The 23,610-nt window shown below is 70.7% G+C and carries 26 protein-coding genes; 23 read left to right on the top strand and 3 right to left on the bottom strand.

Going from position 1 to position 23,610, the window contains the following annotated elements:
• Positions 1-569 precede the first annotated feature (569 nt).
• The 14 genes from ABT085_RS10575 (at position 570) to ABT085_RS10640 (ending at position 12,010) form a co-directional block, all read left to right on the top strand.
• The gene (locus ABT085_RS10575) at positions 570-1,379 is read left to right on the top strand and encodes a hypothetical protein (RefSeq protein ID WP_351604479.1); all 810 of its coding nucleotides are present in this window, start codon (positions 570-572) and stop codon (positions 1,377-1,379) included.
• A gap of 215 nt (positions 1,380-1,594) precedes the next feature.
• On the top strand, positions 1,595-2,302 hold the full coding sequence (gene cpaB, locus ABT085_RS10580; RefSeq protein ID WP_351604404.1) for a Flp pilus assembly protein CpaB: 708 nt from the start codon (positions 1,595-1,597) through the stop codon (positions 2,300-2,302).
• A 9-nt stretch (positions 2,303-2,311) separates the two neighbouring features.
• On the top strand, positions 2,312-3,568 hold the full coding sequence (locus ABT085_RS10585) for a CpaE/TadZ family protein (protein ID WP_351604406.1): 1,257 nt from the start codon (positions 2,312-2,314) through the stop codon (positions 3,566-3,568).
• Positions 3,565-3,963 (top strand): TadE family protein, encoded by a 399-nt coding sequence (locus ABT085_RS10590; RefSeq protein WP_351604408.1) that lies wholly within the window; start codon positions 3,565-3,567, stop codon positions 3,961-3,963. The genes ABT085_RS10585 and ABT085_RS10590 overlap by 4 nt, the downstream gene beginning before the upstream one ends.
• A gap of 1 nt (position 3,964) precedes the next feature.
• Positions 3,965-4,327: a TadE/TadG family type IV pilus assembly protein gene (locus ABT085_RS10595; protein ID WP_351604410.1), complete on the top strand. Its 363-nt coding sequence runs from the start codon at positions 3,965-3,967 to the stop codon at positions 4,325-4,327.
• A 74-nt stretch (positions 4,328-4,401) separates the two neighbouring features.
• Positions 4,402-5,739: a TadA family conjugal transfer-associated ATPase gene (locus ABT085_RS10600; protein WP_351604412.1), complete on the top strand. Its 1,338-nt coding sequence runs from the start codon at positions 4,402-4,404 to the stop codon at positions 5,737-5,739.
• A gap of 24 nt (positions 5,740-5,763) precedes the next feature.
• Entirely contained in the window at positions 5,764-6,708 is a 945-nt protein-coding gene (locus ABT085_RS10605) for a type II secretion system F family protein (RefSeq protein ID WP_351604414.1), read from the top strand.
• Positions 6,709-6,800: 92 nt separating this feature from the next.
• Positions 6,801-7,688 carry a DUF5936 domain-containing protein gene (locus tag ABT085_RS10610; protein ID WP_351604481.1) on the top strand — a complete coding sequence of 296 codons (888 nt, stop codon included), beginning with the start codon at positions 6,801-6,803 and terminating at the stop codon, positions 7,686-7,688.
• Positions 7,689-7,889: 201 nt separating this feature from the next.
• Positions 7,890-9,092 (top strand): sensor histidine kinase, encoded by a 1,203-nt coding sequence (locus tag ABT085_RS10615; RefSeq protein ID WP_351604483.1) that lies wholly within the window; start codon positions 7,890-7,892, stop codon positions 9,090-9,092.
• Entirely contained in the window at positions 9,089-9,841 is a 753-nt protein-coding gene (locus ABT085_RS10620) for a response regulator (protein ID WP_351604416.1), read from the top strand. The genes ABT085_RS10615 and ABT085_RS10620 overlap by 4 nt, the downstream gene beginning before the upstream one ends.
• Positions 9,842-9,951: 110 nt before the next feature.
• Positions 9,952-10,182, top strand: coding sequence for a hypothetical protein (locus ABT085_RS10625; protein WP_351604418.1), 231 nt, complete (start codon positions 9,952-9,954; stop codon positions 10,180-10,182).
• Positions 10,182-10,778 (top strand): pilus assembly protein TadG-related protein, encoded by a 597-nt coding sequence (locus ABT085_RS10630; protein ID WP_351604420.1) that lies wholly within the window; start codon positions 10,182-10,184, stop codon positions 10,776-10,778. The genes ABT085_RS10625 and ABT085_RS10630 overlap by 1 nt, the downstream gene beginning before the upstream one ends.
• Before the next feature lie 31 nt (positions 10,779-10,809).
• Positions 10,810-11,388 carry a hypothetical protein gene (locus ABT085_RS10635; RefSeq protein WP_351604422.1) on the top strand — a complete coding sequence of 193 codons (579 nt, stop codon included), beginning with the start codon at positions 10,810-10,812 and terminating at the stop codon, positions 11,386-11,388.
• Positions 11,389-11,395: 7 nt separating this feature from the next.
• Positions 11,396-12,010: an OmpA family protein gene (locus ABT085_RS10640; RefSeq protein ID WP_351604426.1), complete on the top strand. Its 615-nt coding sequence runs from the start codon at positions 11,396-11,398 to the stop codon at positions 12,008-12,010.
• A gap of 17 nt (positions 12,011-12,027) precedes the next feature.
• Here ABT085_RS10640 and ABT085_RS10645 read toward each other — a convergent pair whose 3' ends face one another.
• The gene (locus ABT085_RS10645) at positions 12,028-12,423 is read right to left on the bottom strand and encodes a DUF192 domain-containing protein (protein WP_351604429.1); all 396 of its coding nucleotides are present in this window, start codon (positions 12,421-12,423) and stop codon (positions 12,028-12,030) included.
• Between the two features lie 128 nt (positions 12,424-12,551).
• Here ABT085_RS10645 and ABT085_RS10650 point away from each other — a divergent pair, with 128 nt between their 5' ends.
• From ABT085_RS10650 to ABT085_RS10670, 5 genes are all read left to right on the top strand, one after another.
• The gene (locus ABT085_RS10650) at positions 12,552-13,334 is read left to right on the top strand and encodes a methyltransferase domain-containing protein (protein WP_351604431.1); all 783 of its coding nucleotides are present in this window, start codon (positions 12,552-12,554) and stop codon (positions 13,332-13,334) included.
• Between the two features lie 832 nt (positions 13,335-14,166).
• Positions 14,167-14,940, top strand: a complete 774-nt coding sequence (locus ABT085_RS10655) for an isoprenyl transferase (RefSeq protein ID WP_351604433.1) — start codon at positions 14,167-14,169, stop codon at positions 14,938-14,940.
• A 477-nt stretch (positions 14,941-15,417) separates the two neighbouring features.
• The gene (phoH2, locus tag ABT085_RS10660) at positions 15,418-16,743 is read left to right on the top strand and encodes an RNA 5'-3' helicase PhoH2 (protein ID WP_351604435.1); all 1,326 of its coding nucleotides are present in this window, start codon (positions 15,418-15,420) and stop codon (positions 16,741-16,743) included.
• A gap of 452 nt (positions 16,744-17,195) precedes the next feature.
• Complete coding sequence (locus tag ABT085_RS10665; RefSeq protein WP_351604437.1) at positions 17,196-17,885, top strand: aggregation-promoting factor C-terminal-like domain-containing protein; 690 nt, start codon at positions 17,196-17,198, stop codon at positions 17,883-17,885.
• Between the two features lie 134 nt (positions 17,886-18,019).
• Complete coding sequence (locus ABT085_RS10670; RefSeq protein ID WP_351604439.1) at positions 18,020-19,405, top strand: AI-2E family transporter; 1,386 nt, start codon at positions 18,020-18,022, stop codon at positions 19,403-19,405.
• A gap of 68 nt (positions 19,406-19,473) precedes the next feature.
• On the opposite strand, the gene ABT085_RS10675 is transcribed toward ABT085_RS10670, so the two are convergent.
• Both ABT085_RS10675 and ABT085_RS10680 read right to left on the bottom strand, forming a co-directional pair.
• Positions 19,474-20,007, bottom strand: coding sequence for an alkyl hydroperoxide reductase (locus ABT085_RS10675; protein WP_351604441.1), 534 nt, complete (start codon positions 20,005-20,007; stop codon positions 19,474-19,476).
• A gap of 3 nt (positions 20,008-20,010) precedes the next feature.
• On the bottom strand, positions 20,011-20,565 hold the full coding sequence (locus tag ABT085_RS10680; RefSeq protein WP_351604443.1) for a peroxiredoxin: 555 nt from the start codon (positions 20,563-20,565) through the stop codon (positions 20,011-20,013).
• A gap of 139 nt (positions 20,566-20,704) precedes the next feature.
• Here ABT085_RS10680 and ABT085_RS10685 point away from each other — a divergent pair, with 139 nt between their 5' ends.
• From ABT085_RS10685 to ABT085_RS10700, 4 genes are all read left to right on the top strand, one after another.
• Positions 20,705-21,655 carry a LysR substrate-binding domain-containing protein gene (locus ABT085_RS10685; protein WP_351604445.1) on the top strand — a complete coding sequence of 317 codons (951 nt, stop codon included), beginning with the start codon at positions 20,705-20,707 and terminating at the stop codon, positions 21,653-21,655.
• A gap of 178 nt (positions 21,656-21,833) precedes the next feature.
• Positions 21,834-22,742, top strand: a complete 909-nt coding sequence (locus ABT085_RS10690; RefSeq protein ID WP_351604447.1) for a MarR family transcriptional regulator — start codon at positions 21,834-21,836, stop codon at positions 22,740-22,742.
• 13 nt (positions 22,743-22,755) lie between these two features.
• Positions 22,756-23,151: a roadblock/LC7 domain-containing protein gene (locus ABT085_RS10695; protein WP_351604449.1), complete on the top strand. Its 396-nt coding sequence runs from the start codon at positions 22,756-22,758 to the stop codon at positions 23,149-23,151.
• A 4-nt stretch (positions 23,152-23,155) separates the two neighbouring features.
• Positions 23,156-23,584, top strand: coding sequence for a hypothetical protein (locus ABT085_RS10700; protein WP_351604451.1), 429 nt, complete (start codon positions 23,156-23,158; stop codon positions 23,582-23,584).
• The last annotated feature ends 26 nt before the right edge of the window (positions 23,585-23,610 follow it).

Raw genomic sequence — 23,610 nt, forward strand, 5'->3', positions numbered from 1 at the left:
GGCCTGCCCCGCGCGGCCTAGGGACCGGCACCGGGCCGGCGCGGCGTTGGCCCCCCACACCCGGGTGCGTCGGGGGGGGACGCGTGGGGCGGGGGTGTGTCCGGGGAGGGCGGGTCTGGGGAGGGCTGGTGCGCGGTCCACGGGGGCCTCCGGGGGGGGAGAGATGGGGGGAGGGATGGGGGGAGAGGAGTAGGGGGAAGGGGAACGAGAGAAGACAGATGCAAGGGGGGAGAAGTGGGGCGGGACAAGGGGGAGTTGATGGCCGCCACTGCACGTACAAGTTGGTCCAGACCAATTGGGGTTGTCAAGAGGTCCAGACCAAATCCGTCGCCCGTACGGCCGTTGTCCGACGCGATGCACAACGTGCCCCGTTTTGCCGTGACTTGCGTGAGCACAGTTCTCTCTCGGCTGCCCAAAGGCGGTTCTCCGGCCACAGACCCGTGGTTACAGTGCTCGGGTAGTCACGCAATGAAGTCACCTCGGTGCACCGCAGTAACACCGGAGCACCGCCAGGCGCGAGGGACGGGGAGCTGCGCGTGCCAACTGCCATTGCCGTGACCGGTGCCGACATGGCGCTGCCGGCCCAGGACGAGCGGACCCTGCCCGCCGCCGTCCTGCGCGACCTGGACCGGCGGCCGCTCGACCAGGCCCTGTCGGACGTGCAGACGCTGATCGAACAGCACGGGTACGTGATCGTCCTGAGCTCACGGGCCGCCCCCGCCGCGGTGTCGGAGCGGCTGCACACCGTCCGCTCCCTGCTGGAGAGCGACCGGATCGCCCTGTTCAGCCCGGAGCTGCCGCCGCTCGGGATCGCGGTCCTGGCCCGTCAGCTGAGGCAGCTGGCGTCCTGCGACCTCAGCCCCGGCGTGCTCGCCTCGGCGGGCCGGCTGCTCACCCACTATCTCCACACCGGCGCGCTGCTCGGCTCCGTCGCCGGACTCGACCGCGTCCCCGTCGATCTGAAGGCGCACGCCAGATCCTGGATGCCGGGCAGCCAGTTCGCCGTACTCGCCCACCCGGCACCGCAGTTGGTGCGCATCGGCCCCGAAGCGATGCTGACCGGACCCGAGTTCGCCACCTCGATGCTGGTCGCCAGGGGTCAGCTGGCGGCCGACTGGGTCAGCGGCACCCTCGCACCGGCCTGGAACGCCCAGGGGCTGCGCGAGGTCGCGCTGCCCGCCGAGTCGGCCGAGTGGTGGGGGACGGGGAAGCTGGTCGAGTTCTGCGCCTATCTGCCCGATCTGTCGGTGCTCTACCAGCTGGTGACCTCGGTGCGGCAGAGCGCCTGCCATTGGTGCGGCATCGACGTCATCGGCGACCGCTGCGTGTTCTGCTCCGCCACCCCGCCCGCCGCCGACCTGCCGGTCCCGGCCCGCTGACCGCCCCGACCTCCGCCCCGCCGACCGTTCCGCCGAGCCCCGACCGCCCAGCCCTGACAGCCCAGCCCCGACCGCCCAGCCCCGCCCGACTCGGATCGCTCCACCCGGATCGCCACCCCGGATCGCTCCACCCGGCTCGCCCCACCCCGACCGACCGGCTCACGCCGACTCCAGTAGCCCGCTCGACCGATTCCCCCAATGAGGTTGCACGGTTCATGAACTCCCGTCAGCGCCGCGGCGTGCTTCTCCTGATCCTGTCGGCCGTCTGCGCCCTGGGCGCGTTCGCCGGTGTCCTGTCCGTCATCAGCGACGTGAAGTCCAAGGTCGGACCCGAGGTCACCGCGTACGAACTCCGGTCGGACATAGCGCCCTACACCACCCTCGACGCCGGCCAGTTCAAGAAGGTCAGCATGCCCGAGCGCTGGCTGTCGCCGAACGCGGTCACCGACCTCGCCGGCATCCGCGGCAAGATCGCGGTCACCAATCTGCGCAAGGGTTCGCTGCTCCAGAGCGACATGATCGTGGACCGGCCCGCCCTGCGCCCCGGGCAGCAGGAGGTCGCCATCATGATCGACGCGGCGACCGGTGTCGCCGGCAAGATCACGCCCGGCTCCACGGTCAACGTGTACGCCACCTTCAAGGGCGAGCGGCAGGGCGACCCCGACCAGTCCAAGATCATCGTGACCGACGCGAAGGTCATCGACGTCGGCGAGATCACCGCCCTGGAGCCGAACGCCGACAACCGCACCCAGCAGCCCACCGACGCCGTCCCCATCACCTTCGCCCTCACCACCCTCGACGCCCAGCGCATCACCTACGCCGAGTCCTTCGCCGAGCGGGTGCGGCTGGCCCTGGTCGCGCCGGGCAGCACCGCCGCGGTCCCCGAGAAGGACCGGACCTACGAACTCGCGAACGACAAGTAGGAGGCCCCCATGCCCACGAGGATCCTCCCGGCCGTCGGCGACGCGGACGCGGTCCGGTCCATCACGACCCTCCTGCACCAGCTCCCGGACGCCGAACCGGTCACCCCGGTCGTCGACTCCACCCAGCTCGTCGACACCCTCGCCCGGCTGGCCGCCGAGTCGGTCGACGAACTGCCCGAGGTCGTCGTTGTCCACGAACGCATCGGCCCGGTCCCCGCCCTGGAACTCATCCGCGAGGTCGCCCTGCGCTTCCCCGCGGTCGGCGTCATCCTGGTCAGCTCCGACGCCAGCCCCGGCCTGTTCTCCGCCGCCATGGACTCGGGCGCCCGCGGTCTGGTCGCCCTGCCGCTGAGCTACGAGGAGCTCGCCAGCCGGGTCCAGGCGGTGGCCCAGTGGTCGGTGGGCGTACGGCGTCACCTGGGCCACGGCGCCGACGTGCTGCCCGGCGTGGGCGGCCGGGTCGTCACCGTGAGCGGGGCGAAGGGCGGGGTCGGCACCACCCTCATCGCCGTCCAGCTCGCCCTGGCCGCACAGGCGTCGGGCCGGGCCGTCGCCCTGGTCGACATGGACCTCCAGACCGGCGACATCGCCTCCTTCCTGGACGTGCAGTTCCGCCGCTCGGTCGTCGACCTCGCCGGCATCAGCGACATCTCCCCGCGGGTGCTGGCCGACGCGGTCTTCCGGCACGACACCGGAGTGGCCCTGCTGCTCGCCCCCGGCGAGGGCGAACGCGGCGAGGAGGTCACCGACCGTGCCGCCCGCCAGATCGTCAGCGCGCTGCGCTCCCGCTACGAGGTCGTCGTCATCGACTGCGGCGCCCAGCTCGGCGGCCCCGGCGCCGCCGCCGTCGAGATGGCCGACACCGCGCTGCTGGTCACCACCCCCGACGTGATCGCCGTACGGGGGGCCAAACGCACGGTCCGGATGTGGGACCGCCTCCAGATCCGCAAGGCCGAGGAGACGACGGTCGTCGTCAACCGGCACACCCGCGGTACGGAGATCCAGCCCCCGCTGATCCAGCGGATCACCGGCACGGCGATCGCCGCCACCGCGATCCCCGCCAACTTCAGGGAACTCCAGGCGGCCGTCGACGCCGGCCGGGTCCACACCCTGGACAACCGGGGCACGGTGAAGCAGGCGCTGTGGACCCTCGCCGGTGAACTGGGCCTGGTCGAGGCGTCCGAGGGCGCCCGCCGCGGCGGCCGCTCACGCGGCGGCGAGCGGGGCGCGGTGAGCCTCAGGCGGCGCAGGGGCGGCGGCGGATGAGGGCGATCCGAGCAGCAGCAGCCGGCCGGTCCGACCGCGGGCAGGTGACCGTCGAGTTCCTCGGCATGACTCCGCTGATCATCGTGACGCTGGTGCTGCTGTGGCAGTTCGTCCTTGTGGGATACACGTTCACGCTCGCCGGGAATGCTGCGGACGAGGCGGTGCGGGCGGGTACGGCGGCGCGCCCGGGGGAGCGGCAGGCGGCCTGCCGGGAGGCGGGCCTGGACAAGCTGTCGGGCGGCTGGAAGGGGGGTGCCGAGGTGAACTGCACCACCGGCGGCGGCTATGTGAGGTCCTCGGTCGCCCTCAAGGTGCCCGTCCTCTTCCCCGGCGTGGTCGCCTTCCCGTTCACCGTCCACGGCGAGGCGGGCGCGGTGGAGGAGGCGAAGCGCTGAGATGCCGTACGACGTCGGGTCACGCGCACGCGACCGCGGCCAGGTCGCCATCGAGTACCTCGGGTTCATCCCGATCCTGCTGCTGGTCGCCCTGGCCGGGGTCCAGCTCGGCCTGGTCGCCTACACCGCCCAGCAGGCCGGCACCGCGGCCCGCGCCGGTGCGCGCAGCGCCTCGCTGGACCAGGACTACCAGGGTGCCTGCCACGACGCGGTCAGCGACTGGCTGGCCGACGGCACCAGCTGTTCGAGCGCCGACCTGGGCGACTCCGTCCGGGTCACCGCCGAGATAGACATCCCCTCGCTGGTCCCCGGCTGGGACTTCGGCCGGGCCGGCCGCACGGCCACGATGCCCAAGGACCACTGACGGGACCACCACTGACGGGACCACCGCTGATCCGACCACCACGCAGGGACCGCGAGAGCGAGGAGCACCGGACCATGAGCCTGCGGGCACGCATCAACTCCCCCGAGGAGAAAGGCGGCCGGGGCGAGGACGGCCACCTGGTCGCCTCCTACCGCGCCAAGCTCCTGGAGGAGATCGACCTCGCGGAGATGGGCTCGCTGGCCGCGGCCGAACGCAGGGCGCGCCTGGAGCGGGTGCTCGGGCACATCATCAGCCGCGAGGGCCCGGTCCTGTCCACGGCCGAGCGCGCCCAGCTGATCCGCCGGGTCGTCGACGAGGCCCTCGGCCTCGGCATCCTGGAGCCGCTCCTGGAGGACGCCTCGGTCACGGAGATCATGGTCAACGGCCCGGACGCGATCTTCGTGGAGCGGAGCGGGCGGGTGGAACAGCTGCCGATGCGCTTCGCCTCCGCCGAGCAGCTGATGCAGACCATCGAGCGGATCGTCTCCACCGTCAACCGCCGGGTGGACGAGTCCAACCCGATGGTCGACGCCCGTCTGCCGTCCGGCGAGCGCGTCAACGTCATCATCCCGCCGCTCTCGCTGACCGGCCCGATCCTCACCATCCGCCGCTTCCCGCGCTCCTACACGCTCCAGGAACTGGTCTCCTTCGGCTCCCTGGACGAGCACATGCTGTACCTGCTCGCCGCGCTGGTGCAGGCGAAGTTCAACATCATCGTCTCCGGCGCGACCGGCACCGGGAAGACGACCCTGCTCAACGCCCTCTCCGGACTGATCCCCGGCGGTGAACGCATCATCACCATCGAGGACTCGGCGGAGCTCCAGCTCCAGCAGGCGCACGTCATCCGGCTGGAGTCGCGGCCCCCGAACGTCGAGGGCAACGGGCAGGTGACCATCCGCGACCTGGTCCGCAACTCCCTGCGCATGCGGCCCGACCGGATCGTCGTGGGCGAGGTCCGCGGCGGCGAGTCGCTCGACATGCTCCAGGCGATGTCGACCGGCCACGACGGCTCCCTGGCCACCGTCCACGCCAACAGCGCGGAGGACGCCCTGACCCGGCTCCAGACCCTCGCCTCCATGTCGGACGTCGAGGTCCCCTTCGTCGCGCTGCACGACCAGATCAACAGCGCCGTCGACGTCATCATCCAGCTCACCCGGTTCGCCGACGGCGCCCGCCGGATCACCGAGATCGCGCTCCTGGACAGCCACGGCGGCGAGCCCTACCGGCTCACCTCCGCCGCCCGCTTCGACGCCCGGCCGATGAGCGCGGACGGCCGGGTCCACGGCGCCTTCCAGTACTTCCCGCTGCCCCGCCGCACCGCCGACCGCCTCTACATGGCGAGCCAGCCCCTCCCGCAGGCCTTCGGCGTCGCCCGTACGACCGAACAACTGGCCATCCGGGAAGCCCGGTAGAGACGGAGAGAACGGACCCCACCCATGGATCTCCAGACGCGCATCACCCTCACCACCGGCGTCACCCTGCTGGCCTGTCTCCTCGCCGTCGTCGGTCTGCGTGTCCACGCCTCCGGCCGGGCCCAGCGGGCGGCACTCGTCGAACGCCTCTCGCACTCCGGCGAGCTCCCGGCCGGCGGACGCAGGCGCCGCTTCCGCACCCTCGACCGCCGTCTGCGCGGCACCAAGGCGGGCCGCAGACTCGAACTGAAGCTGGCCGCGACCGGCCTGGACGTCACCCCCGGCGAGTTCCTCGTCTACATGACGGCGGCGGCGATCGGCCTCTTCCTGGTCGGCCAGGCCTCCCTGGCCCCCTTCTTCGGCCCGATCGCCGGACTCCTCGGCATCTGGGCCGCCCTTCAGTTCCTGAACTGGCAACGCCAGAAGCGCATCGAGAAGTTCATCAACCAACTCCCCGAACTGGCTCGCATCCTGGCCAACGCCACCCAGGCCGGACTCGCCCTGCGCACCGCGATCGGCATGGCCGCGGAGGAGCTCGAGGCCCCGGCGGGCGAGGAACTGGGCAAGGTGGCCGACCAGTTGGCGCTGGGTCAGTCCATCGACGACGCCCTGGGCGAGCTCGCCGACCGGCTTCCCTCGCGCGAACTGGTCGTCCTGGTCACCACCCTCGTGCTCTCCAACCGGGCGGGCGGACAGGTGGTCGGCGCGCTGCGCAACCTCACCGAGACGCTGGAGGAGCGCAAGGAGACGCGGCGCGAGATCCGCACCCAGCTCTCCCAGGTCAACATGACGTCGTACGCCGTCCCCGTGCTCGGCGTCGGCTCCCTGTTCCTGATGAACGGGGTCAAGGACGGCGCCCTGGACCGCATGACCGGTTCGACCACCGGCCAGGCCTGCGTGATCATCGCGTTCGCGCTGTACGCGGTCGGGTTCGTCCTCATCCGCCGCATGTCCCGTATCGACGTCTGAGCAGTCCGAGCAGTCCGAGCAGTTCCGAGCGGTTCGAGCAGTTCCGAGCAGTCTGAGCACGAAGAAGGGAGCAACCCGTGTCCGGACACCAGGTGGCACTCGCCCTGGCGCTGCTCATGGGCCTGAGTGTGTGGGGCGTCTTCGCGGGGATCCGCATGTACCGGGCGGACGCCAGACTGCCCAGCGACCTCGCGCTGGCCCTGGAGGTCGGCGCCACCCGCACCGGAGCGGTCGACTCGCTCGTCGACCGGCTCGGTATGCGGTACGCCCCCGCCGTACTGCGGCTGATGGGCCCCACGCTGGTGGCCCGCTACCGCCGCAGGATCGACCTGGCGGGCAACCCGGGCGGTCTGACCATCAACCGCTACGCGGCCCGCCGCGCGGTCTACGGCGCGCTGGGCGGCTTCGGGGCCCTGGTGTTCTTCCTGCGCGGCCAGTACCTGATGGCCCTGCTGCTGCTGGCCTTCGGCGCGTTCTGGACCGAGGTCGGCATCTGGGCGGCGATCCGGGTGCGCAGGGACGTCATCGAACGGACGCTGCCCGACTTCCTGGACGTCCTCGCGGTGGTGGTCGGCGCGGGCCTCGGCTTCCGGCAGGCCCTGGACCGGGTGTCGACCCGGTACGAGGGCCCGTGGGCGGACGAGATCCGCATCACCCTGCGCCAGATGGACCTCGGCATGAGCCGCCGCCAGGCCTTCGCGGAACTGCGCCGCCGCAACGACTCCGAGCAGGTCGCCATGTTCGTGACGGCACTCCAGCAGGGCGAGGAACTGGGCGCGCCCATCGTCGACACGCTGGTCGCCATCGCCAAGGACATGCGCCGTACGGACGCCCAGAACGCCCGCCGCAAGGCCGCGCGCGCGGTACCGCGGGCCACGCTGGTGATCACCACGTTCATGGTCCCGGCCACCATGCTCCTGCTCGGCGCGGGCCTGCTGCTGGGCTCGGGCACGGACTTCGGCTCCATCACGGGGAAGTAGGCGGGGCGGGTGACGGTGATGGCGACGTGGCAGCGGGCCCGGCGGACGAAGCCCCGGCCGGGGCCTCGGTCGAGCACGGTGGCGCCGAGGTGGCGGCCGAGCGCGCGTCCGTGGGGCGGCCGTGCGCGACCGGCGCGTACGAGGGTGTCCCGCGAGGCCGTGCCCCCGGCGATCCCCATCCAGGTCAACGCCCTCCAGGCGATGTGCCGGCAGGTCTTCGGCTTCCGTCTGGCCATGATCGCCCTGGCCACCCCCTCCGCCCTCCTCAACGCCCATCCCGGTCTCGGCGCCCGGCTGGTCGGAGCGGCAGTCGTCGTCACCTTCATGACGAACTACGTCCTCTTCCGCGACTGGGAGCGCTTCGGCCCGCTCCTCCTGCGCCACCCCACCCTGCTGGCCGTGGACACCCTCTTCGGCTCCCTGCTCCTGATCTCCGCGGGCCCGGACACGACCCTGGCCTACGTCAGCGTCTGCACCCCCCTCCTGGCCGGCATCGTCTACAGCTGGCGGGGCGCGGCCTGCTTCGCCTCCCTCCAGTCGCTGATCCTCCTGCTGGTCCACGCGTCCACGAAGAACCCGGGTACGAGCGTCGCCGAATCCCTGCTGCTGCCCGGACTCTGCGTCGTCACCGGCGCCCTCGGCTCGACCCTGCGGAGCTTGCTGCTCCGCTTCGGCGCCGCCACCCACGCCCTGAGCGCGGTGCAGTCCCGGCTCGCCGTGACGGAGGCGGTGGCCGCCGAACGGGCCCGGCTGGCCCGCGAGATGCACGACTCGGTGGCCAAGACCCTGCACGGTGTGGCGCTCGCGGCGGAGGCCCTGGCCGCCACCGCGAGCGCGGAGGACACGGACCCCGCACGGATACGGCAGCAGGCCGAACTGGTGGCCCGCTCGGCCCGCCGCGCCGCCACCGAGTCCCGCGAGCTCCTCACCGACCTGAGAGGCCGCACCGGCCCCGACGCCACCGACGTCCTGCACGAACTGGCCACCCGGACCAGCGACTTCAGCACCCGCACCGGCCTCCCGGCCACCTACCACCCCACCGGCGAACCGGTGACGGCACCGCCCGAGCTGCCCCCGGCCGTCGCCCGCCAGCTCCTCACCATCGCCGCCGAGGCCATGGAGAACGCCCACCGCCACGCGGCGCCCACCCACGTCGACGTCCGTGCGGGCGTCCACGGCGACCTGCTGCGCATCAGCGTCTACGACGACGGCCGCGGCCTGCCGCCCGGCACCACCCTCGAACGGCTGCGCAGCGAAGGCCACTTCGGCCTGCTCGGCATGGTCGAACGCGCCGCCGCGGTCGGCGCCCGCATCCACATCGGCCGCGGCGGCCACACCCGGGGCACCGAGGTCAGTCTGGAACTGCGCCTGGCGGCCGCCTCGGCCCGAGAGGAGGCCTCGTGACGACGGACGACCGGCCGACCCGGGTTCCCACGGACCCGCTGAGGGTCGTCGTGGCGGACGACAACCCCGTGGTCCGCGCGGGCCTGACCGCGCTGCTGACCGGCCGCGAGGACATCACGGTCGTCGCCGAGGCGGCCGACGGCCACGAGGCCTGCGTGGCGGCCGACCGCCACCGCCCCGACGTCGTCCTGCTCGACGTCCGGATGCCCGGCGTGGACGGCATCGCGGCGCTGCCCTACCTGGCCCGGATCGCTCCGGTGCTGATGCTGACGTACACCGGAGAGGCGGAGACCGTCCGGGAGGCCCTGCTCAGAGGGGCGGGCGGCTATCTGGTCCACGGTGAGTTCACGGTGGACGAACTGGTCTCCGCGGTACGGGACATCAGGAACGGCAGGGCCCGTCTCACGGCCACCGCGGCGGACGCGCTGCTGGCCCAACTGCGAGAATCGGATGCGATTGCACACGACGCAACATCGACTCGACCATTGCCCCGTACAACTTCTCCACAAAACCTTTCGCAAGTGCAACCGGATATGAGACAGTCGTCGTTGTCGGTGTCATCGTCCCAACTCAGCACGAGGGAGGCGGAGATCATGGACCTCATCGCGTCCGGCCTGACCAATCAGCAGATCGCCGCCGCGTGCTTCATCAGCGAGAAGACGGTCAAGAACCACATCAACCGGATCTTCGCCAAGCTCCACAGCACGAGTCGCTCGGAGGCGGTCGCCAAATGGCTGGGGGTGTCCTGAGATGACCGGACGGGGGCGGAACTGGGCCCACCGCTGGGCCCGTGGGCCCTTCACCGACATACGCGTTCCGCACTACCGTCCCCGCGACGCGACACCTGGAGGGGCACACCATGAGCGACCTCATGCTGAGGACGACCGTCGCGGCCAAGGTCCGCGTGAACGGCTGGAAGAACACGACGGCCGAAGCGATGCGGCGCCGGGCCGGCGACCGGGGCCAGACCGCGGTCGAGTATCTGGGCATCATCGCGGTGGTGGTGGCGATCGTGCTGGCCATTACGGGCACGGACATCGGCAAGTCGATCCTCGACAAGATCAAATCGAAGATCACCGAAATCACTTGATGCCTTTGCGCAGGTACGGCGGTGACGCAGGGCAGGCCTTCCCCATCTACATCACGGTGGTGGCGGGCCTGCTCTTTCTTGCGTTGGCCTACCTCGCGGTCGGCCAGGCGGCGGCGAACCGGAACGGCGCCCAGACGGCAGCCGACGCGGCGGCGCTCGCGGCGGCTCAGGACACCCGGGATCAGCTCGCCGGGCAGTGGCTCACGGACCTGCTCGACCCCACCAAGTGGCAGGACATCTTCGACGGCCGGGCTCCCGTCACCCCCTCGTGCTGGCGGGCGTACGAGCTGGCAGGGCAGAACGACGCCCATGTGACCGACTGCGGCCCCGACGGGCTGCTCGGTTACACGGTCGGCGTCCAGACGGACAAGTCGGTCGGCGACTCCGTCGTTCCCGGTACGGAGAACACGTACGCGAAGGCGACCGCCACCGCCGTGATCGAGCCGCTCTGTACGTTCACGCTCCCGGGTGAGGGTGCCGGTGACGACGTACTGCCTCAGCTCGTCTGCAAGGACCGGGACTGGGACCTGGACCCGCACGACACCGCGGCCCTCCCGCACCCTGAGGACCTCTTCGACGTCCATCTGGCCGACTGACATGCGAACGACGAGTGAAGGAAGCAGAGCGATGAGCATTCGGTTCACGGCTAAGGCCCGCAGCGGGGTGATCGCGCTGACCGTGGTGGCCGGCCTGGCTCTCGGCGTGGCCGGCTGTGGCGGGGGTGGCGACGACAAAAAGCCGGAGGCTTCGGCGTCGGCCTCCAAGGGCGATGGATCCAAGCCGAGCACGCAAGAGGGGCAGTCGGATGCGCCCTTGGCGGAGCTCAAGGGCCCGGAGGGCCTGAATCTGAAGATCACGTCTGCCGTGAGGGACTCCGGCGGGTTCGTCACGGTCAACGCCGAGCTGAAGAACGACGGAAGCAAAGAGACGGTGCTGTCGTCCCAGCTCACCGGCAACGAGACCGAGATCATGAAAAATGGTCAGTCGTTCGGTGGGGCAACGCTCGTGGATTCCAAGGGCAAGAAGCGTTACTACGTGCTGCGGGACACGGACGGGCGGCCGCTCACCACAGCCGGGGTGCAGTCGGTGAAATCCGGTGAAAGCATCCCCATTTTCATGCAGTTCCCCGCGCCTCCCGCGGATACCACCGAGGTCAGTTTCCAGCTGCCGACCTTCCCCTCCGCCACCATCCAGATCTCCGGCTGAGGCCCCCATGACAGCCCGCCTCGCCCTCGCCCTCACCGCCCTGCTCGCCGCGAACCTCTGCGCGGCCACCGCCGCCCACGCCGACGACGCGCCCAGCGTCCCCCCGGGCACCGAGGCCACCGCCTCCGCCCCCGTCGACGTCGACCCGAACGATCCCGATCTCAAACTCCCCGAGGGCGCCACCCTCGCCAGTCCCAAGGTCCTGGACATCAAGTCGGTCGTGGAGGACCAGTCCGGGGACGAGCGCCGGGAGGACACCAACACGTCCGTGAAGTTCGCGCTCCAGGCGGAGGTCCTGTTCGGCAAGGACAGCGCGAAACTCGGCGCCGACGCGAAGGCGCGGATCGCCGCGATCGCCGAGGAGATCAAGAAGCAGAACGCGACGAACGTCCGTGTCTTCGGCTTCACCGACAATCTCGGCAGCTCGGCGCACGGTGACGTCCTGTCGAAGCAGCGCGCCAACGCCGTGCAGGACGTCCTCTCCCAGGACCTGAACGACCCGGACGTCACGTTCGAGGTGCGCGGCTACGGCGAGCAGTTCCCGATCTCGTCGAACGCGACGGAGGAGGGCCGCAAGAAGAACCGACGGGTGGAGGTGTCGTTCCCGCGCTCGGAGGGCTGATCCGCCACGACGACGGCCTACCCCGGGAGTTGACGCGGAGGAGCCTCGATCCGCACCCGTACGCCCGGCTTCAGTCCCCAGTCCGCCATGGCCCCCGCCGCCGCCTCCAGGACGTGCCGGGAGCGGAGCCGGGGCAGGCCCAGCCGGCCGGGCTTCATGGTGCGTACGGCGATGACGTCGAGCCGGCGGTCGAGATAGGCGACGTCGATGGGGACGCGCATCCGGAAGGTGTGCACGCCGCTCGCCGGTGACAGCAGGATCGCCCCCTCGACACGGTCACGGCCGAGCAGCCCCTTCGTCCGCGCGCGATAGGACGTGGCGATCTCCAGCGGCACGGTGACCGGATCCTCGTCCTCCGGACGCTGCCCGCGCACCCTCAGTTCTCCCCATCCGTCCCGCCAGCGCTCTCCCATGCCGGTCACCTCCCCCGCCGTGGCCCGGCGGAACCGCCCGCGGGAACTCCCGTGGGAACTCCTGCGGGGGCGGGCGGCCGAAGAAAAATGAGCGGCGCCGGTCGGCCGGGCCCTGTCAGGATCACCGTATGAGCCGGAACACGCGCACGTTCGAGGATCTTGTGGCGGAGGGCGTGGCCGTTCCCACCGAGGGCTGGGACTTCTCCTGGTTCGAGGGCCGGGCCACCGAGCAGCGGCCGTCGTGGGGTTATGCGGTGTCGAAGGCCGCCCGGCTGTCGGAGGCCACCGCGGCGCTCGACCTCCAGACCGGGGGAGGAGAGGTGCTCGACTTCGCGCTCGGGCGCGCCGAGCGGGCACCCCGGCTCACCGTCGCCACCGAGGGGTGGCCGCCCAACGTGGCCAAGGCGACCGCGCTGCTCGGCCCGCGCGGTGTCGCGGTGGTGGCCGTCGAGGAGGACGCGCCGCTGCCCTTCGCGGACGGCGCCTTCGACCTCGTCGTCAGCCGGCACCCCGTGCGGCCGCAGTGGGAGGAGATCGCCCGGGTCCTCGCCCCGGGCGGCACGTACTTCGCCCAGCACGTGGGACCCGCCAGCGTGTTCGAACTCGTCGAGTACTTCCTGGGCTCGCAGCCGGACGAGGTACGCGACGCCCGGGACCCCGGCCGCGAGCGCGCCGGTGCCGAGGCGGCCGGACTGGAGGTCGTCGGACTGCGGGCGGAGCGACTGCGCCTGGAGTTCCACGACATCGCCGCCGTCGTCCACTTCCTGCGCAAGGTGATCTGGATGGTCCCCGGCTTCACGGTGGAGGCGTACGAGCCCCGGCTGCGCGCCCTGCACCGGCACATCGAGACCGAGGGGCCCTTCGTCGCCCACAGCACCCGCCACCTCGTCGACGCCCGCAGGCCCGGTTGAGCCTTCGGGGGCGACCGACCGGGACACGCCGAGCGGGCGCCCGGGAGGGGCGCGTAGGGCGCGTCGGCCGGAAGTGGCCGGGAAACGTCGGCCGGTGAGCGGCGGGAGCGGGGTCGTACGGACGTCCCGTGCCGGGTGAGCCGCGGACGGCTCACCCGGACGGCCCTGGCAATCGGTCAAGTCGCCTTCTTCGGGGCAGAACTCCCCCGGTTCCGCACAGGGTTTTCACATCGTTATCGGAGTGGCTGGTTTCCTCCCTCGACCTCACGTAAGTTCAGGGCGGGCAATTCGCGCCAGCAAAGCTGCGCGGCGGTACCGCGCGGTGGAGGGGACTGCGCGGTGCCGCGCCGGTCCTGGTCGGGCCGTTCCGCCGTCAAGCCGGGTCACCGGACGGGGTCGCCCGTCGGGGGGACGCGAGCCGTGACACGCCCGGGGCTCCCGGGGCACGCCGACTCCACCGGATCCCTCCGTGTTTCCGCGCGCCTCAGGCGAAACACCAGGCGGGCCACCCCGTTTCGGCCACGCGAACCCCCTGAATGCCGCCTTCCGGCCCCATCGAGGCGTCGCCGCCCGACTCCGGAGAGTAGTTGTGGCACGCCGATGCACGCAGCATCACTTACGAAGGGTTATGGTGGAAGCCCCCCCTCGGGCCGGTCCGTCTCCCCCCCCACGGACCGGCCCGTTTTCTTTGGCCCGCGCACAGCGCTCGCCTCCCCCGCGCACCCGACCCCGTGCGCCCCCAGCGATCCACACCCCCGAATCCCGCCCCGGCCGTGCAGCCGTTAGGCTTCGCCCGCGGGGACCGCCACCGTATGGAGGGGCTGACAATCACGTGAACCTGCGCGACAGGCTGCGCGGCCTGCTGGTGAGGCTGTACGCACGCCGGGTGGAAGGCCACCTGGACCACGCTCAGGTGCCCAAGCACATCGGCGTGATCGTCGACGGCAACCGACGTTGGGCGAAGGCCGCGGGCTCCACCGCCGCCCAGGGCCACCGGGCCGGTGCGGACAAGATCGAGGAGTTCCTCGGCTGGTGCACCGAGACGGACGTCGAGGTCGTCACCCTCTGGCTGTTGTCGACGGACAACTTCGACCGCCCCAAGGAGGAGCTGGTCCCGCTTCTCGACATCATCGAGGACGTGGTCCGGTCCCTGGCCGCCGACGGCCGCTGGCGCGTGCACCACGTCGGCACCGCCGACCTCCTGCCGTCCGGCATGCAGACCGTGCTGAAGGAGGCGGAGGAGAACACCGCCCACGTCGACGGGATACTGGTCAACGTCGCCATCGGTTATGGCGGCCGCCAGGAGATCGCCGACGCCGTCCGCGCGATGCTCCACGACGCCCACGACAAGGGCGTGTCGATGGAGGACCTCGCCGAGTCCGTCGACATCGACATGATCGGCCGGCACCTCTACACCGGCGACCAGCCCGACCCCGACCTCGTGATCCGCACCAGCGGCGAGCAGCGGCTGTCCGGTTTCATGCTGTGGCAGACGGCCCATGCGGAGTACTACTTCTGTGAGGTCTTCTGGCCGGCCTTCCGCAAGGTCGACTTCCTGCGCGCCCTGCGCGACTACGCGGCCCGTCACCGGCGCTTCGGCGGCTGAGCGGACCCGGACCCGCAACACCCCCGCACCGCGCACCACACAGCACGCACCACCCCGACCGGATCCCGTGGGATCCGGTCGGATCCCTGTCGGATCAGGCCGGTCGGCGGTCGGATCCGGGCGGAGTCCGTCGGAACACGGCGGAGAGGTTTCACGGGATCCCGTCAGACGCGGACGTCACGCGTAGACGCGGACGTCACACGGAGTTCATCGGCGCGCCGTCATATGCCGTGGCATGAGCGTGCATCGTGGAGGGCATAAGCCAAGCAGGTCGGTGCCCGAACCACGGGTACCGCATCTCAGCGGACGGCTCGGGGCCGTCCGCCCGGGAGGCCCTTTGCACCAGCCCGACCGTGTGCTCACCGCACGGACGCAGCCGCGGAGGGCCGGTTCTCGGCCCGCCGTGCATCGGCGCCGTCAACCGGTCCAGCTCCTTCTCGTCGCTCCCCGACCTCATCCGAGGGGGTACGTCCTTCCGTGGTGACCAGCACAAAGCGCCGCACGCCAGACCGGCGCACCTATGTTCTCGACACCAGCGTCCTGCTGGCCGACCCGAACGCCCTGACCCGCTTCGACGAGCACGAGGTCGTGCTCCCGATCGTCGTGGTCACGGAACTGGAGGCCAAGCGGCACCATCCCGAACTCGGCTACTTCGCCCGGCAGGCACTGCGCCTGCTCGACGACTACCGGGTCCGGTACGGCCGTCTCGACTCCCCCATTCCGATCGGGGATCTCGGCGGTACCGTCCGTGTCGAGCTCAACCACTCGGACCCCAGCGTGCTGCCTTCCGGCTACCGCCTGGGGGACAACGACTCCCGCATCCTCGCGGTGGCCCGGAATCTCCAGGCCGAGGGGTTCGACGTCACCGTCGTGTCGAAGGACCTGCCGCTGCGGATCAAGGCGTCGTCCGTGGGCCTCCTCGCCGAGGAGTACCGCGCCGAGCTCGCCATCACGGACTCCTCCGGCTGGACCGGAATGTCCGAACTGACGCTGTCCGGCGAGCAGGTGGACATCCTCTTCGAGGAAGGACACGTGTATGTGCCGGAGGCCTCGGACCTCCCGGTGCACACCGGCCTGACCATCCAGTCGGAGCGCGGCAAGGCGCTCGGCCGGGTGTCCCCCGAGGGCAACATCCGTCTGGTGCGCGGGGACCGCGAGGCGTTCGGCATCAAGGGGCGCAGCGCCGAGCAGCGGATCGCGCTCGACCTGCTCCTCGACCCGGACATCGGGATCGTGTCGATGGGCGGCCGGGCCGGCACCGGCAAGTCGGCGCTGGCGCTGTGTGCGGGTCTGGAGGCGGTCCTGGAGCGCCGCCAGCACAAGAAGGTCATGGTCTTCCGTCCGCTGTACGCGGTGGGCGGGCAGGAACTGGGCTACCTGCCCGGCTCCGAGGCCGAGAAGATGAGCCCCTGGGCCCAGGCGGTCTTCGACACCCTCTCCGCCGTCACCAGCCGGGACGTCATCGAGGAGGTCACCGCCCGCGGGATGCTGGAGGTCCTCCCGCTCACCCACATCCGCGGCCGCTCGCTGCACGACGCGTTCGTGATCGTGGACGAGGCGCAGTCGCTGGAACGGAACGTCCTGCTGACCGTTCTGTCCCGGATCGGCGCGAACTCACGTGTCGTTCTGACTCATGACGTGGCACAGCGGGACAATCTGCGCGTCGGCCGCTACGACGGCGTGGTCGCCGTGGTGGAGAAGCTGAAGGGGCATCCGCTGTTCGCCCACATGACGCTGACCAGGTCCGAAAGGTCCCAGATCGCCGCGCTTGTGACCGAAATGCTGGAGGACGTACAGCTCTGACAATTCATGGAACGGTTGTCCGGTAAGGCTCCGTTGCGTGAATTCGGCGCCGCTCGACGAAGGCGATGAGCCTAGTCGGGCGGCGCCTTCGTGCGTGGGTGTTTCGTGAAATCCCCTGGGCCAAACGAGATGTGAGCTTTCACACGCAACTCAGAATTGCCTTGCGTCGTCGTGTTACGGCAGAGTCTCACTCCTGTCAGGCCCCGCATGCGACACACGTGTACCCCTGGACGTACTCCCGCACTTCCGTGAGGGCGGTACGGCACGACAGAGGTACCAGCCCAACTCCATAGCGCCGTCGTATGCCGCCCGCTCTTCACGTGGCACTCCCGCGCAGGGAGTTGCCCGCCGGGCCAGCGCCTCCCGTGACCGCGCAGTTGGGAGGCCAGCGACCAGGGCACGATTGCGTCCGCCAGGGTCACCGAAGCGGGCGATGCTGGAAGGAAAACCGTGTGAGCCGGATCTCGGTCCGGGGATTCGCAGTGGCCTCGGCCACCGCGGTCACCGCCGTCGGAAGCGTTGTCGGTGTTGCCTCGGGCAGCGTCGCGCAGCCCAACGACGCAGAGGCGACGGCAAGCGACTCGACGCTGCTCCTCGCGGACATCCCCGCGGGTCAGCAGGCCCAGGTGCAGACCGCGTCCCTGACGCAGCAGGCTGACGCCCAGGCCATCGCCGCCGACGCGAGCGCCAAGAAGGACGCCGAGGAGGCCGCCCGCAAGGCTGCCGCCGAGACCGCGGTCGCGAAGAAGGAGGCCGCCGAGGAGGCGGCCAAGAAGCGCGCCGAGGAGAAGGAAGCGGCGAGCCGCAGCGCGGTGCGCGACGCCTCCACCTTCGCCGTGCAGAGCTCCTACACGGTCGCGCAGATCCAGGCGATGGCGCGCCAGATGGTGCCGAGCTCCCAGTTCCAGTGCTTCAGCAACATCGTGAACCACGAGTCCAGCTGGAACTACCACGCCGTCAACGCCTCCTCCGGCGCCTACGGCCTCTTCCAGGCGCTGCCCGCCTCCAAGTACTCCTCCGCGGGCTCCGACTGGCAGACCAACCCGGCCACCCAGATCAAGTGGGGCCTCAGCTACATGAACGGCCGCTACGGCAGCCCGTGCGACGCCTGGTCCTTCTGGCAGGCGAACAGCTGGTACTAGGCCGGCTCCGGCCGCGCCGACGCTCAACCTCACGAAGCCCCTCCCCGTCCTTGGGGGAGGGGCTTCGCCCTGTACGGTCGGACGCAACGACTCCAGGGGGAGTGGTGGGGAGAGACGGGGGAAGAGGGCGGATCATGTCGCGAGTGCCAGGGTGGCTCAGCCGGATCGGCGCGAGGCTGACCGAGATGGGCGAGCGCCTCGACGAGCGCCGCGCCGAGGTCGAGCGGGAACACGAGGACCTCGCACCGCCGCCCGCGCCGCCGTCCACGCCCCCCGCGCCGTCCCAGGCCCCCGCGCAGGCCCCGGCCGGCGTATCCGCGGCCGCACCGGCCGGTGCGGAGACCGCGCAGTACGAGCTTCCCGCCGTCGCCGTGCGCCCGGACCCCGCACAGGCGGTCCCCTGGGCCGTCCGGGTGGCCTCCGAGGCGGGCTGGCGGCTGCTGGTCCTGGCCGGCACCGTCTGGGTGCTGATGCGGGTCATCAGCGCCGTACAACTCGTGGTGCTCGCCTTCGTGGCGGCGCTGCTCATCACCGCCCTGCTCCAGCCGACGGTGGCGCGGCTGCGGCTGTTCGGTGTGCCGCGCGGGCCGGCCACCGCGCTCACGGCCGTCCTCGGGTTCGTGGTCATGGGGCTGATCGGGTGGTTCGTGACCTGGCAGGTCATGGAGAACATCGACGACCTCTCCAACCAGGTCCAGGACGGCATCGACGAACTGCGCAAGTGGCTGCTGAACAGCCCCTTCCACGTCACGGACAAGCAGATCAACCAGATCGCCAAGAACCTGCGCGAGGCGATCGGCGCGAACACCGACCAGATCACCTCGGCGGGCCTAGAGGGCGTCACGGTCGTGGTGGAGGCGCTGACCGGCATCCTGCTGACCGTCTTCTCGACGCTCTTCCTGCTCTACGACGGCCGGCGCATCTGGGAGTGGTCGCTGAAGCTGGTCCCCGCGGCCGCCCGTCCGGGTGTCGCCGGGGCCGGACCGCGCGCCTGGCGCACCCTCACGGCCTACGTCCGCGGCACGGTGATCGTCGCCCTGATCGACGCCATCTTCATCGGCCTGGGCATCTACTTCCTCGACGTCCCGATGGCCGTGCCGCTGGCCGTGTTCATCTTCCTCTTCTCCTTCATCCCGCTGGTCGGCGCGGTGGCCTCGGGCGCGCTGGCGGTCCTCGTCGCGCTGGTCACCCAGGGTGTCTTCACGGCCGTCATGACCCTGGCCGTGGTCCTCGCGGTGCAGCAGATCGAGGGTCACGTCCTCCAGCCGTTCATCCTGGGCCGTGCGGTGCGGGTGCACCCGCTGGCGGTGGTCCTGTCGGTCGCGGCGGGCGGCATGATCGCGGGCATCGGCGGCGCGGTGGTCGCGGTGCCGCTGGTGGCGGTGACCAACACGGTGGTCGGCTACCTGCGTTCGTACGCCCAGGGTCCTGCCCTGCGCACGTCCCCCGTGCCGCGGGGCGCGACGGTGCTGGACGCGGCCCCGGTGGACCCGCCGGTCGTCCCGCCGGAGCAGCCCTGAGGGGACAACGGGAAGGGCCCCGCCCACCGCGAGGGTGAACGGGGCCCGGGAGCGTGACGCGGGCGGAGTTACTCCGCCAGCACCGCCTCCGCGTCCAGCGTGACGCCGACCGCCTGGATCACCGAGGCGATCTTGAAGGCCTCCTGGACGACCTCACGGTCGACGCCGGCCTTGCGCAGCACCTGCTCGTGCGAGTCGAGGCACATGCCGCAGCCGTTGATCGCGGACACCGCGAAGGACCACAGCTCGAAGTCGACCTTGTCGACGCCCGGGTTGCCGATGACGTTCATCCGCAGTCCCGCGCGCAGGGTGCCGTACTCGTGGTCCGACAGCAGGTGCCGGGTGCGGTAGAAGACGTTGTTCATCGCCATCACCGCGGCGGCGGCCTTGGCCGCCGTGTACGCCTCGGGCGACAGGTTCGCCCTGGCCTCGGGCGCCAGCTCGCGCAGCACGATCGGCGAGCGCGAGGCGATCGCCGTCGCCAGCACCGTGCCCCACAGCTGCTGGGCCGACAGGTCGGAGTTGCCGATGACCGAACCCAGGTTGAGCTTCAGGTCCTTGGCGTAGTCCGGGACGAGGGACTTCAGGGAGTCGAGGGACATGCCTCACTCACCGGCCAGCAGCGCGCCCGCGTCCAGCGTCTCGTCGCCCTTGGTCCAGTTGCACGGGCAGAGCTCGTCCGTCTGGAGCGCGTCCAGGACCCGCAGGACCTCCTTGGGGTTACGGCCGACGGAACCGGCGGTCACCATGGAGAACTGGATCTCGTTGTTCTGGTCGACGATGAAGACGGCGCGCTTGGCGAAGCCGTCCTCGCCCTCGATGCCGAGGTCGCGCATGAGCTCGTGCTTGGAGTCGGCCATCATCGGGAACGGCAGGTCACGCAGGTCGTCGTGGTCCTTGCGCCAGGCGTGGTGCACGAACTCGGAGTCACCGGAGAAGCCGAGGACCTGGGCGTCACGGTCGGCGAACTCGTCGTTCAGCTTGCCGAAGGCCGCGATCTCGGTCGGGCACACGAAGGTGAAGTCCTTGGGCCACGCGAAGACGATCTTCCACTTGCCCTCGTAGGTCTTGTGGTCGATCGTCTCGAACTCCTTGCCCTTCTCCAGCGAGACGCAGGCAGTCAGTTCGAACTCGGGGAACTTGTCACCGACAGTGAGCACAGGCTCTCCTTGCAGCGAAGAAAAACCCCTTGTGGGGGCGTTTCTCATGGGTTGGATCGGTTCGATGGTGGCACAGGCTGCATTGATTAGGGAAATAGCTACACTCTGTGGTGTTGATCGGAGGTGGTTATTAGTGACCATGAGTGCGGGACACAAGAGACGGCAGCCCAGCCTCGCCCAGCTGCGCGCCTTCGCCGCCGTCGCCGAGCATCTGCACTTCCGTGACGCGGCCGCGGCCATCGGCATGAGCCAGCCCGCGCTCTCCGGCGCCGTCTCCGCGCTGGAGGAGACGCTGGGCGTGACGCTGCTGGAGCGTACGACCCGCAAGGTGCTGCTCTCGCCCGCGGGCGCGCGTCTCGCCGTACGCGCGAAGGCCGTACTGGAGGAGGTCGGCGCCCTGATGGAGGAGGCGGAGGCGGTGCGCGCCCCCTTCACCGGCGTGCTGCGCCTCGGGGTCATCCCCACTGTCGCGCCGTACCTCCTGCCCACCGTCCTGCGCCTGGTCCACGACCGCTATCCGCTGCTCGACCTCCAGGTCCACGAGGAGCAGACCGCGAACCTCCTCGACGGCCTGGCCACCGGCCGGCTCGACCTGCTGCTGCTCGCGGTGCCCCTCGGCGTGCTCGGCACGGTCGAGATCCCGCTGTTCGACGAGGACTTCGTGCTCGTCACCCCGCTCGGCCACCGGCTCGGCGGCCGGACGGAGATCCCGCGCGAGGCGCTCAGGGAGCTGAACCTGCTGCTCCTTGACGAGGGCCACTGCCTGCGCGACCAGGCCCTGGACATCTGCCGCGAGGCCGGTCGCGAGAACGCGCCGGTGACCACGACCGCGGCCGGTCTGTCCACCCTCGTCCAGCTCGTCGCCGGCGGTCTCGGCTGCACCCTGCTGCCGCGCACCGCCGTGAAGGTGGAGACGACCCGCAGCACCGAGCTGCTCACCGGCTTCTTCGCCGATCCCGCCCCGACCCGCAGGATCGCGCTCGCCATGCGGACCGGGGCCGCGCGCGGTGCCGAGTACCAGGAACTGGCGGCCGCGCTGCGGGAGGCGCTGCGTCCGCTGCCGGTGCGGGTGCTCGACCAGGGCGTCTGAAAACCTCAACCAATCGTTCAAATGCGCGCCGAACAAATCTCCTCGAGTGACCGGGTGCGTCAACTTCCATCACCTGGCGACAGGTAGGAAGACCCCCTCCGGAATACGCTCCCGCGCTGATACACATACCCCCTCAGCGTTATGCGTCAGCCGTATGTGCGAAATCCCAAGGGGAGTGATGTCGGGCATTCGTGAGGGCACTCGGGATTCTCTCGGCCGGGTCGGATACGACCTGTTGTCGCGCTCGCTGATGGACTGCGGGCGGGAATGGTTCACCGGGGAACTGCGGGTGGCGGGTTCACCCGGGGGCAGCTTTCACCTGCGCAACGGACTGGTCGTCTCGGTCGAGAGCCCGGGCGCCCCGGGCCCCGGCGCCCTGCTGCTGCGCTCCGGCCGGGTCACCGGCGAGCAGTGGGACGAACTGATGCGCGAGTCCGGCGGCTCGCGCTGGCCGGCCGACGGGCTGATCGCCCACGGGTACGCCGGAGCCGCCCAGCTCAGGGTGGTCTGCATGATGGCCCTGCAGGACGCGACGTTCGCGATCGTGGCCGGCCGGGTCGACGACTGCGAACCCGCCGAGGGGGCCGAGCCGCCCGTCGCCCCGGTCGCCGTGGGCGAGGCGTCGGCCCGGCTGCTCCAGGACGCGACCCGCAAACTGGCCGCCCTCGTCGCACTGCCGTACCCGGTACGGCCGGACCTGGAACGGCCCGTGCCCGCCCTGCTCTCCCGCGCCGGAGTGCGGCTGAGCGAGTTGCAGAGCGAGCTGCTCGTCCACGCCGACGGCCGGCGCACCGCCCGCGACCTGGCCTTCCGTACCGGACGCGGGGTCTACACCGTCTCGGTCGAACTCGCCCGGATGCTCGGCGAAGGGCTGCTGGAGTGCGCCGACGCGCCCTCGCCGATCCCGGTCCGGCTGCCGCCCGACTTCCAGGGCGTCCACCCCAGGGAGGCGCCCCCGCCGCCCGAACCGCCTCCGCGACCCGAGTCGGCCCCGCGACCCACCGAGCTGCCCCGCAGGAAAGCCCACCGCGAAATGAACACCCTGTCCCCCCACATGAAAAAGAAGAACAGATGCGATCGGAATTAGGGGAGTTGCATATATGGACCACAAGGCCCTCGCGCAGGAAATGCGCGGCCTGCGCGAGCAGGTGGCCGGCATCACCGACACCGCGGTGGCCGCCGCCGACGGACTGCTCATCGCGGCGGACACCGCCGACTCCATCGACCCGGAGGGCCTGGCCGCCCTCGCGGCGGCGGGGCTGGGACTCGCCCGCCGTACCGCCGACGCCACCGACCGGGGTGCCCTGCACCGGACGGTGACGTACGGCAGCCACGGCTGTGCCGCTTTCTACGCCGTCGGCGACACCGCGCTGATGGTCGTACTCGGTGACGAGGGCATGGACGTGGACCGCCTGCACATGGCGACCCAGCCGACCCTGAGCAGGATCGGCTCGATCCTCACCGCGCAGGACAGCAAAGCCCCCGAGGGAGTGTGAAGGGATGGCGACGAAGCGAATGTCCCCAGGTTTCTCCGACCAGGTGATGGGCCTGGTCAAGTCTCTGCGTACCGATGCCCCCGACTGCGTCGCGGCCGGCGCGGTCGACATGTCCACCGGGATGCTGCTGTCGTACGAGACCGTCGACAACCATCCGCCGGAGGTGCTCGACCTGCTGGCGGGAGCGACTCTCGACCTGTTCCAGGGCCGTACCGTCGTGATGATCGAGGACGTCTTCAAGGAGCGTCGCGGCATCGCCTCCGACTCCCACTTCTTCCAGGAGATCCTGGTCAACAGCGAGAACCTCACCCACCTGTTCATCCGGATGAACGAGCAGCAGGACGTCGTCGCCGTGGTGGTCTGCCGCAAGTCGGTGAACGTCGGCATGCTGTTCGCCCAGGTCCGCCGGGTGGTGCGGGAGTACAGCCTCTGAGCACGGCGCGGGCCCCTCCCACCGGA

Origin of the sequence: Streptomyces sp. NPDC002265 (genome assembly GCF_040296125.1) — a bacterium.
Lineage (GTDB): Bacteria > Actinomycetota > Actinomycetes > Streptomycetales > Streptomycetaceae > Streptomyces.

Bases quoted from the DNA above. Each gene is read 5' to 3' on its own strand.
- ABT085_RS10575 (WP_351604479.1), top strand. From the start codon at position 570: ATGGCGCTGCCGGCCCAGGACGAGCGGACCCTGCCCGCCGCCGTCCTG.
- cpaB (WP_351604404.1), top strand. From the start codon at position 1,595: ATGAACTCCCGTCAGCGCCGCGGCGTGCTTCTCCTGATCCTGTCGGCC.
- ABT085_RS10585 (WP_351604406.1), top strand. From the start codon at position 2,312: ATGCCCACGAGGATCCTCCCGGCCGTCGGCGACGCGGACGCGGTCCGG.
- ABT085_RS10590 (WP_351604408.1), top strand. From the start codon at position 3,565: ATGAGGGCGATCCGAGCAGCAGCAGCCGGCCGGTCCGACCGCGGGCAG.
- ABT085_RS10595 (WP_351604410.1), top strand. From the start codon at position 3,965: ATGCCGTACGACGTCGGGTCACGCGCACGCGACCGCGGCCAGGTCGCC.
- ABT085_RS10600 (WP_351604412.1), top strand. From the start codon at position 4,402: ATGAGCCTGCGGGCACGCATCAACTCCCCCGAGGAGAAAGGCGGCCGG.
- ABT085_RS10605 (WP_351604414.1), top strand. From the start codon at position 5,764: ATGGATCTCCAGACGCGCATCACCCTCACCACCGGCGTCACCCTGCTG.
- ABT085_RS10615 (WP_351604483.1), top strand. From the start codon at position 7,890: ATGTGCCGGCAGGTCTTCGGCTTCCGTCTGGCCATGATCGCCCTGGCC.
- ABT085_RS10625 (WP_351604418.1), top strand. From the start codon at position 9,952: ATGAGCGACCTCATGCTGAGGACGACCGTCGCGGCCAAGGTCCGCGTG.
- ABT085_RS10630 (WP_351604420.1), top strand. From the start codon at position 10,182: ATGCCTTTGCGCAGGTACGGCGGTGACGCAGGGCAGGCCTTCCCCATC.
- ABT085_RS10635 (WP_351604422.1), top strand. From the start codon at position 10,810: ATGAGCATTCGGTTCACGGCTAAGGCCCGCAGCGGGGTGATCGCGCTG.
- ABT085_RS10640 (WP_351604426.1), top strand. From the start codon at position 11,396: ATGACAGCCCGCCTCGCCCTCGCCCTCACCGCCCTGCTCGCCGCGAAC.
- ABT085_RS10645 (WP_351604429.1), bottom strand. From the start codon at position 12,423: ATGGGAGAGCGCTGGCGGGACGGATGGGGAGAACTGAGGGTGCGCGGG.
- ABT085_RS10650 (WP_351604431.1), top strand. From the start codon at position 12,552: ATGAGCCGGAACACGCGCACGTTCGAGGATCTTGTGGCGGAGGGCGTG.
- ABT085_RS10670 (WP_351604439.1), top strand. From the start codon at position 18,020: ATGTCGCGAGTGCCAGGGTGGCTCAGCCGGATCGGCGCGAGGCTGACC.
- ABT085_RS10675 (WP_351604441.1), bottom strand. From the start codon at position 20,007: ATGTCCCTCGACTCCCTGAAGTCCCTCGTCCCGGACTACGCCAAGGAC.
- ABT085_RS10685 (WP_351604445.1), top strand. From the start codon at position 20,705: ATGAGTGCGGGACACAAGAGACGGCAGCCCAGCCTCGCCCAGCTGCGC.
- ABT085_RS10690 (WP_351604447.1), top strand. From the start codon at position 21,834: ATGTCGGGCATTCGTGAGGGCACTCGGGATTCTCTCGGCCGGGTCGGA.
- ABT085_RS10695 (WP_351604449.1), top strand. From the start codon at position 22,756: ATGGACCACAAGGCCCTCGCGCAGGAAATGCGCGGCCTGCGCGAGCAG.
- ABT085_RS10700 (WP_351604451.1), top strand. From the start codon at position 23,156: ATGGCGACGAAGCGAATGTCCCCAGGTTTCTCCGACCAGGTGATGGGC.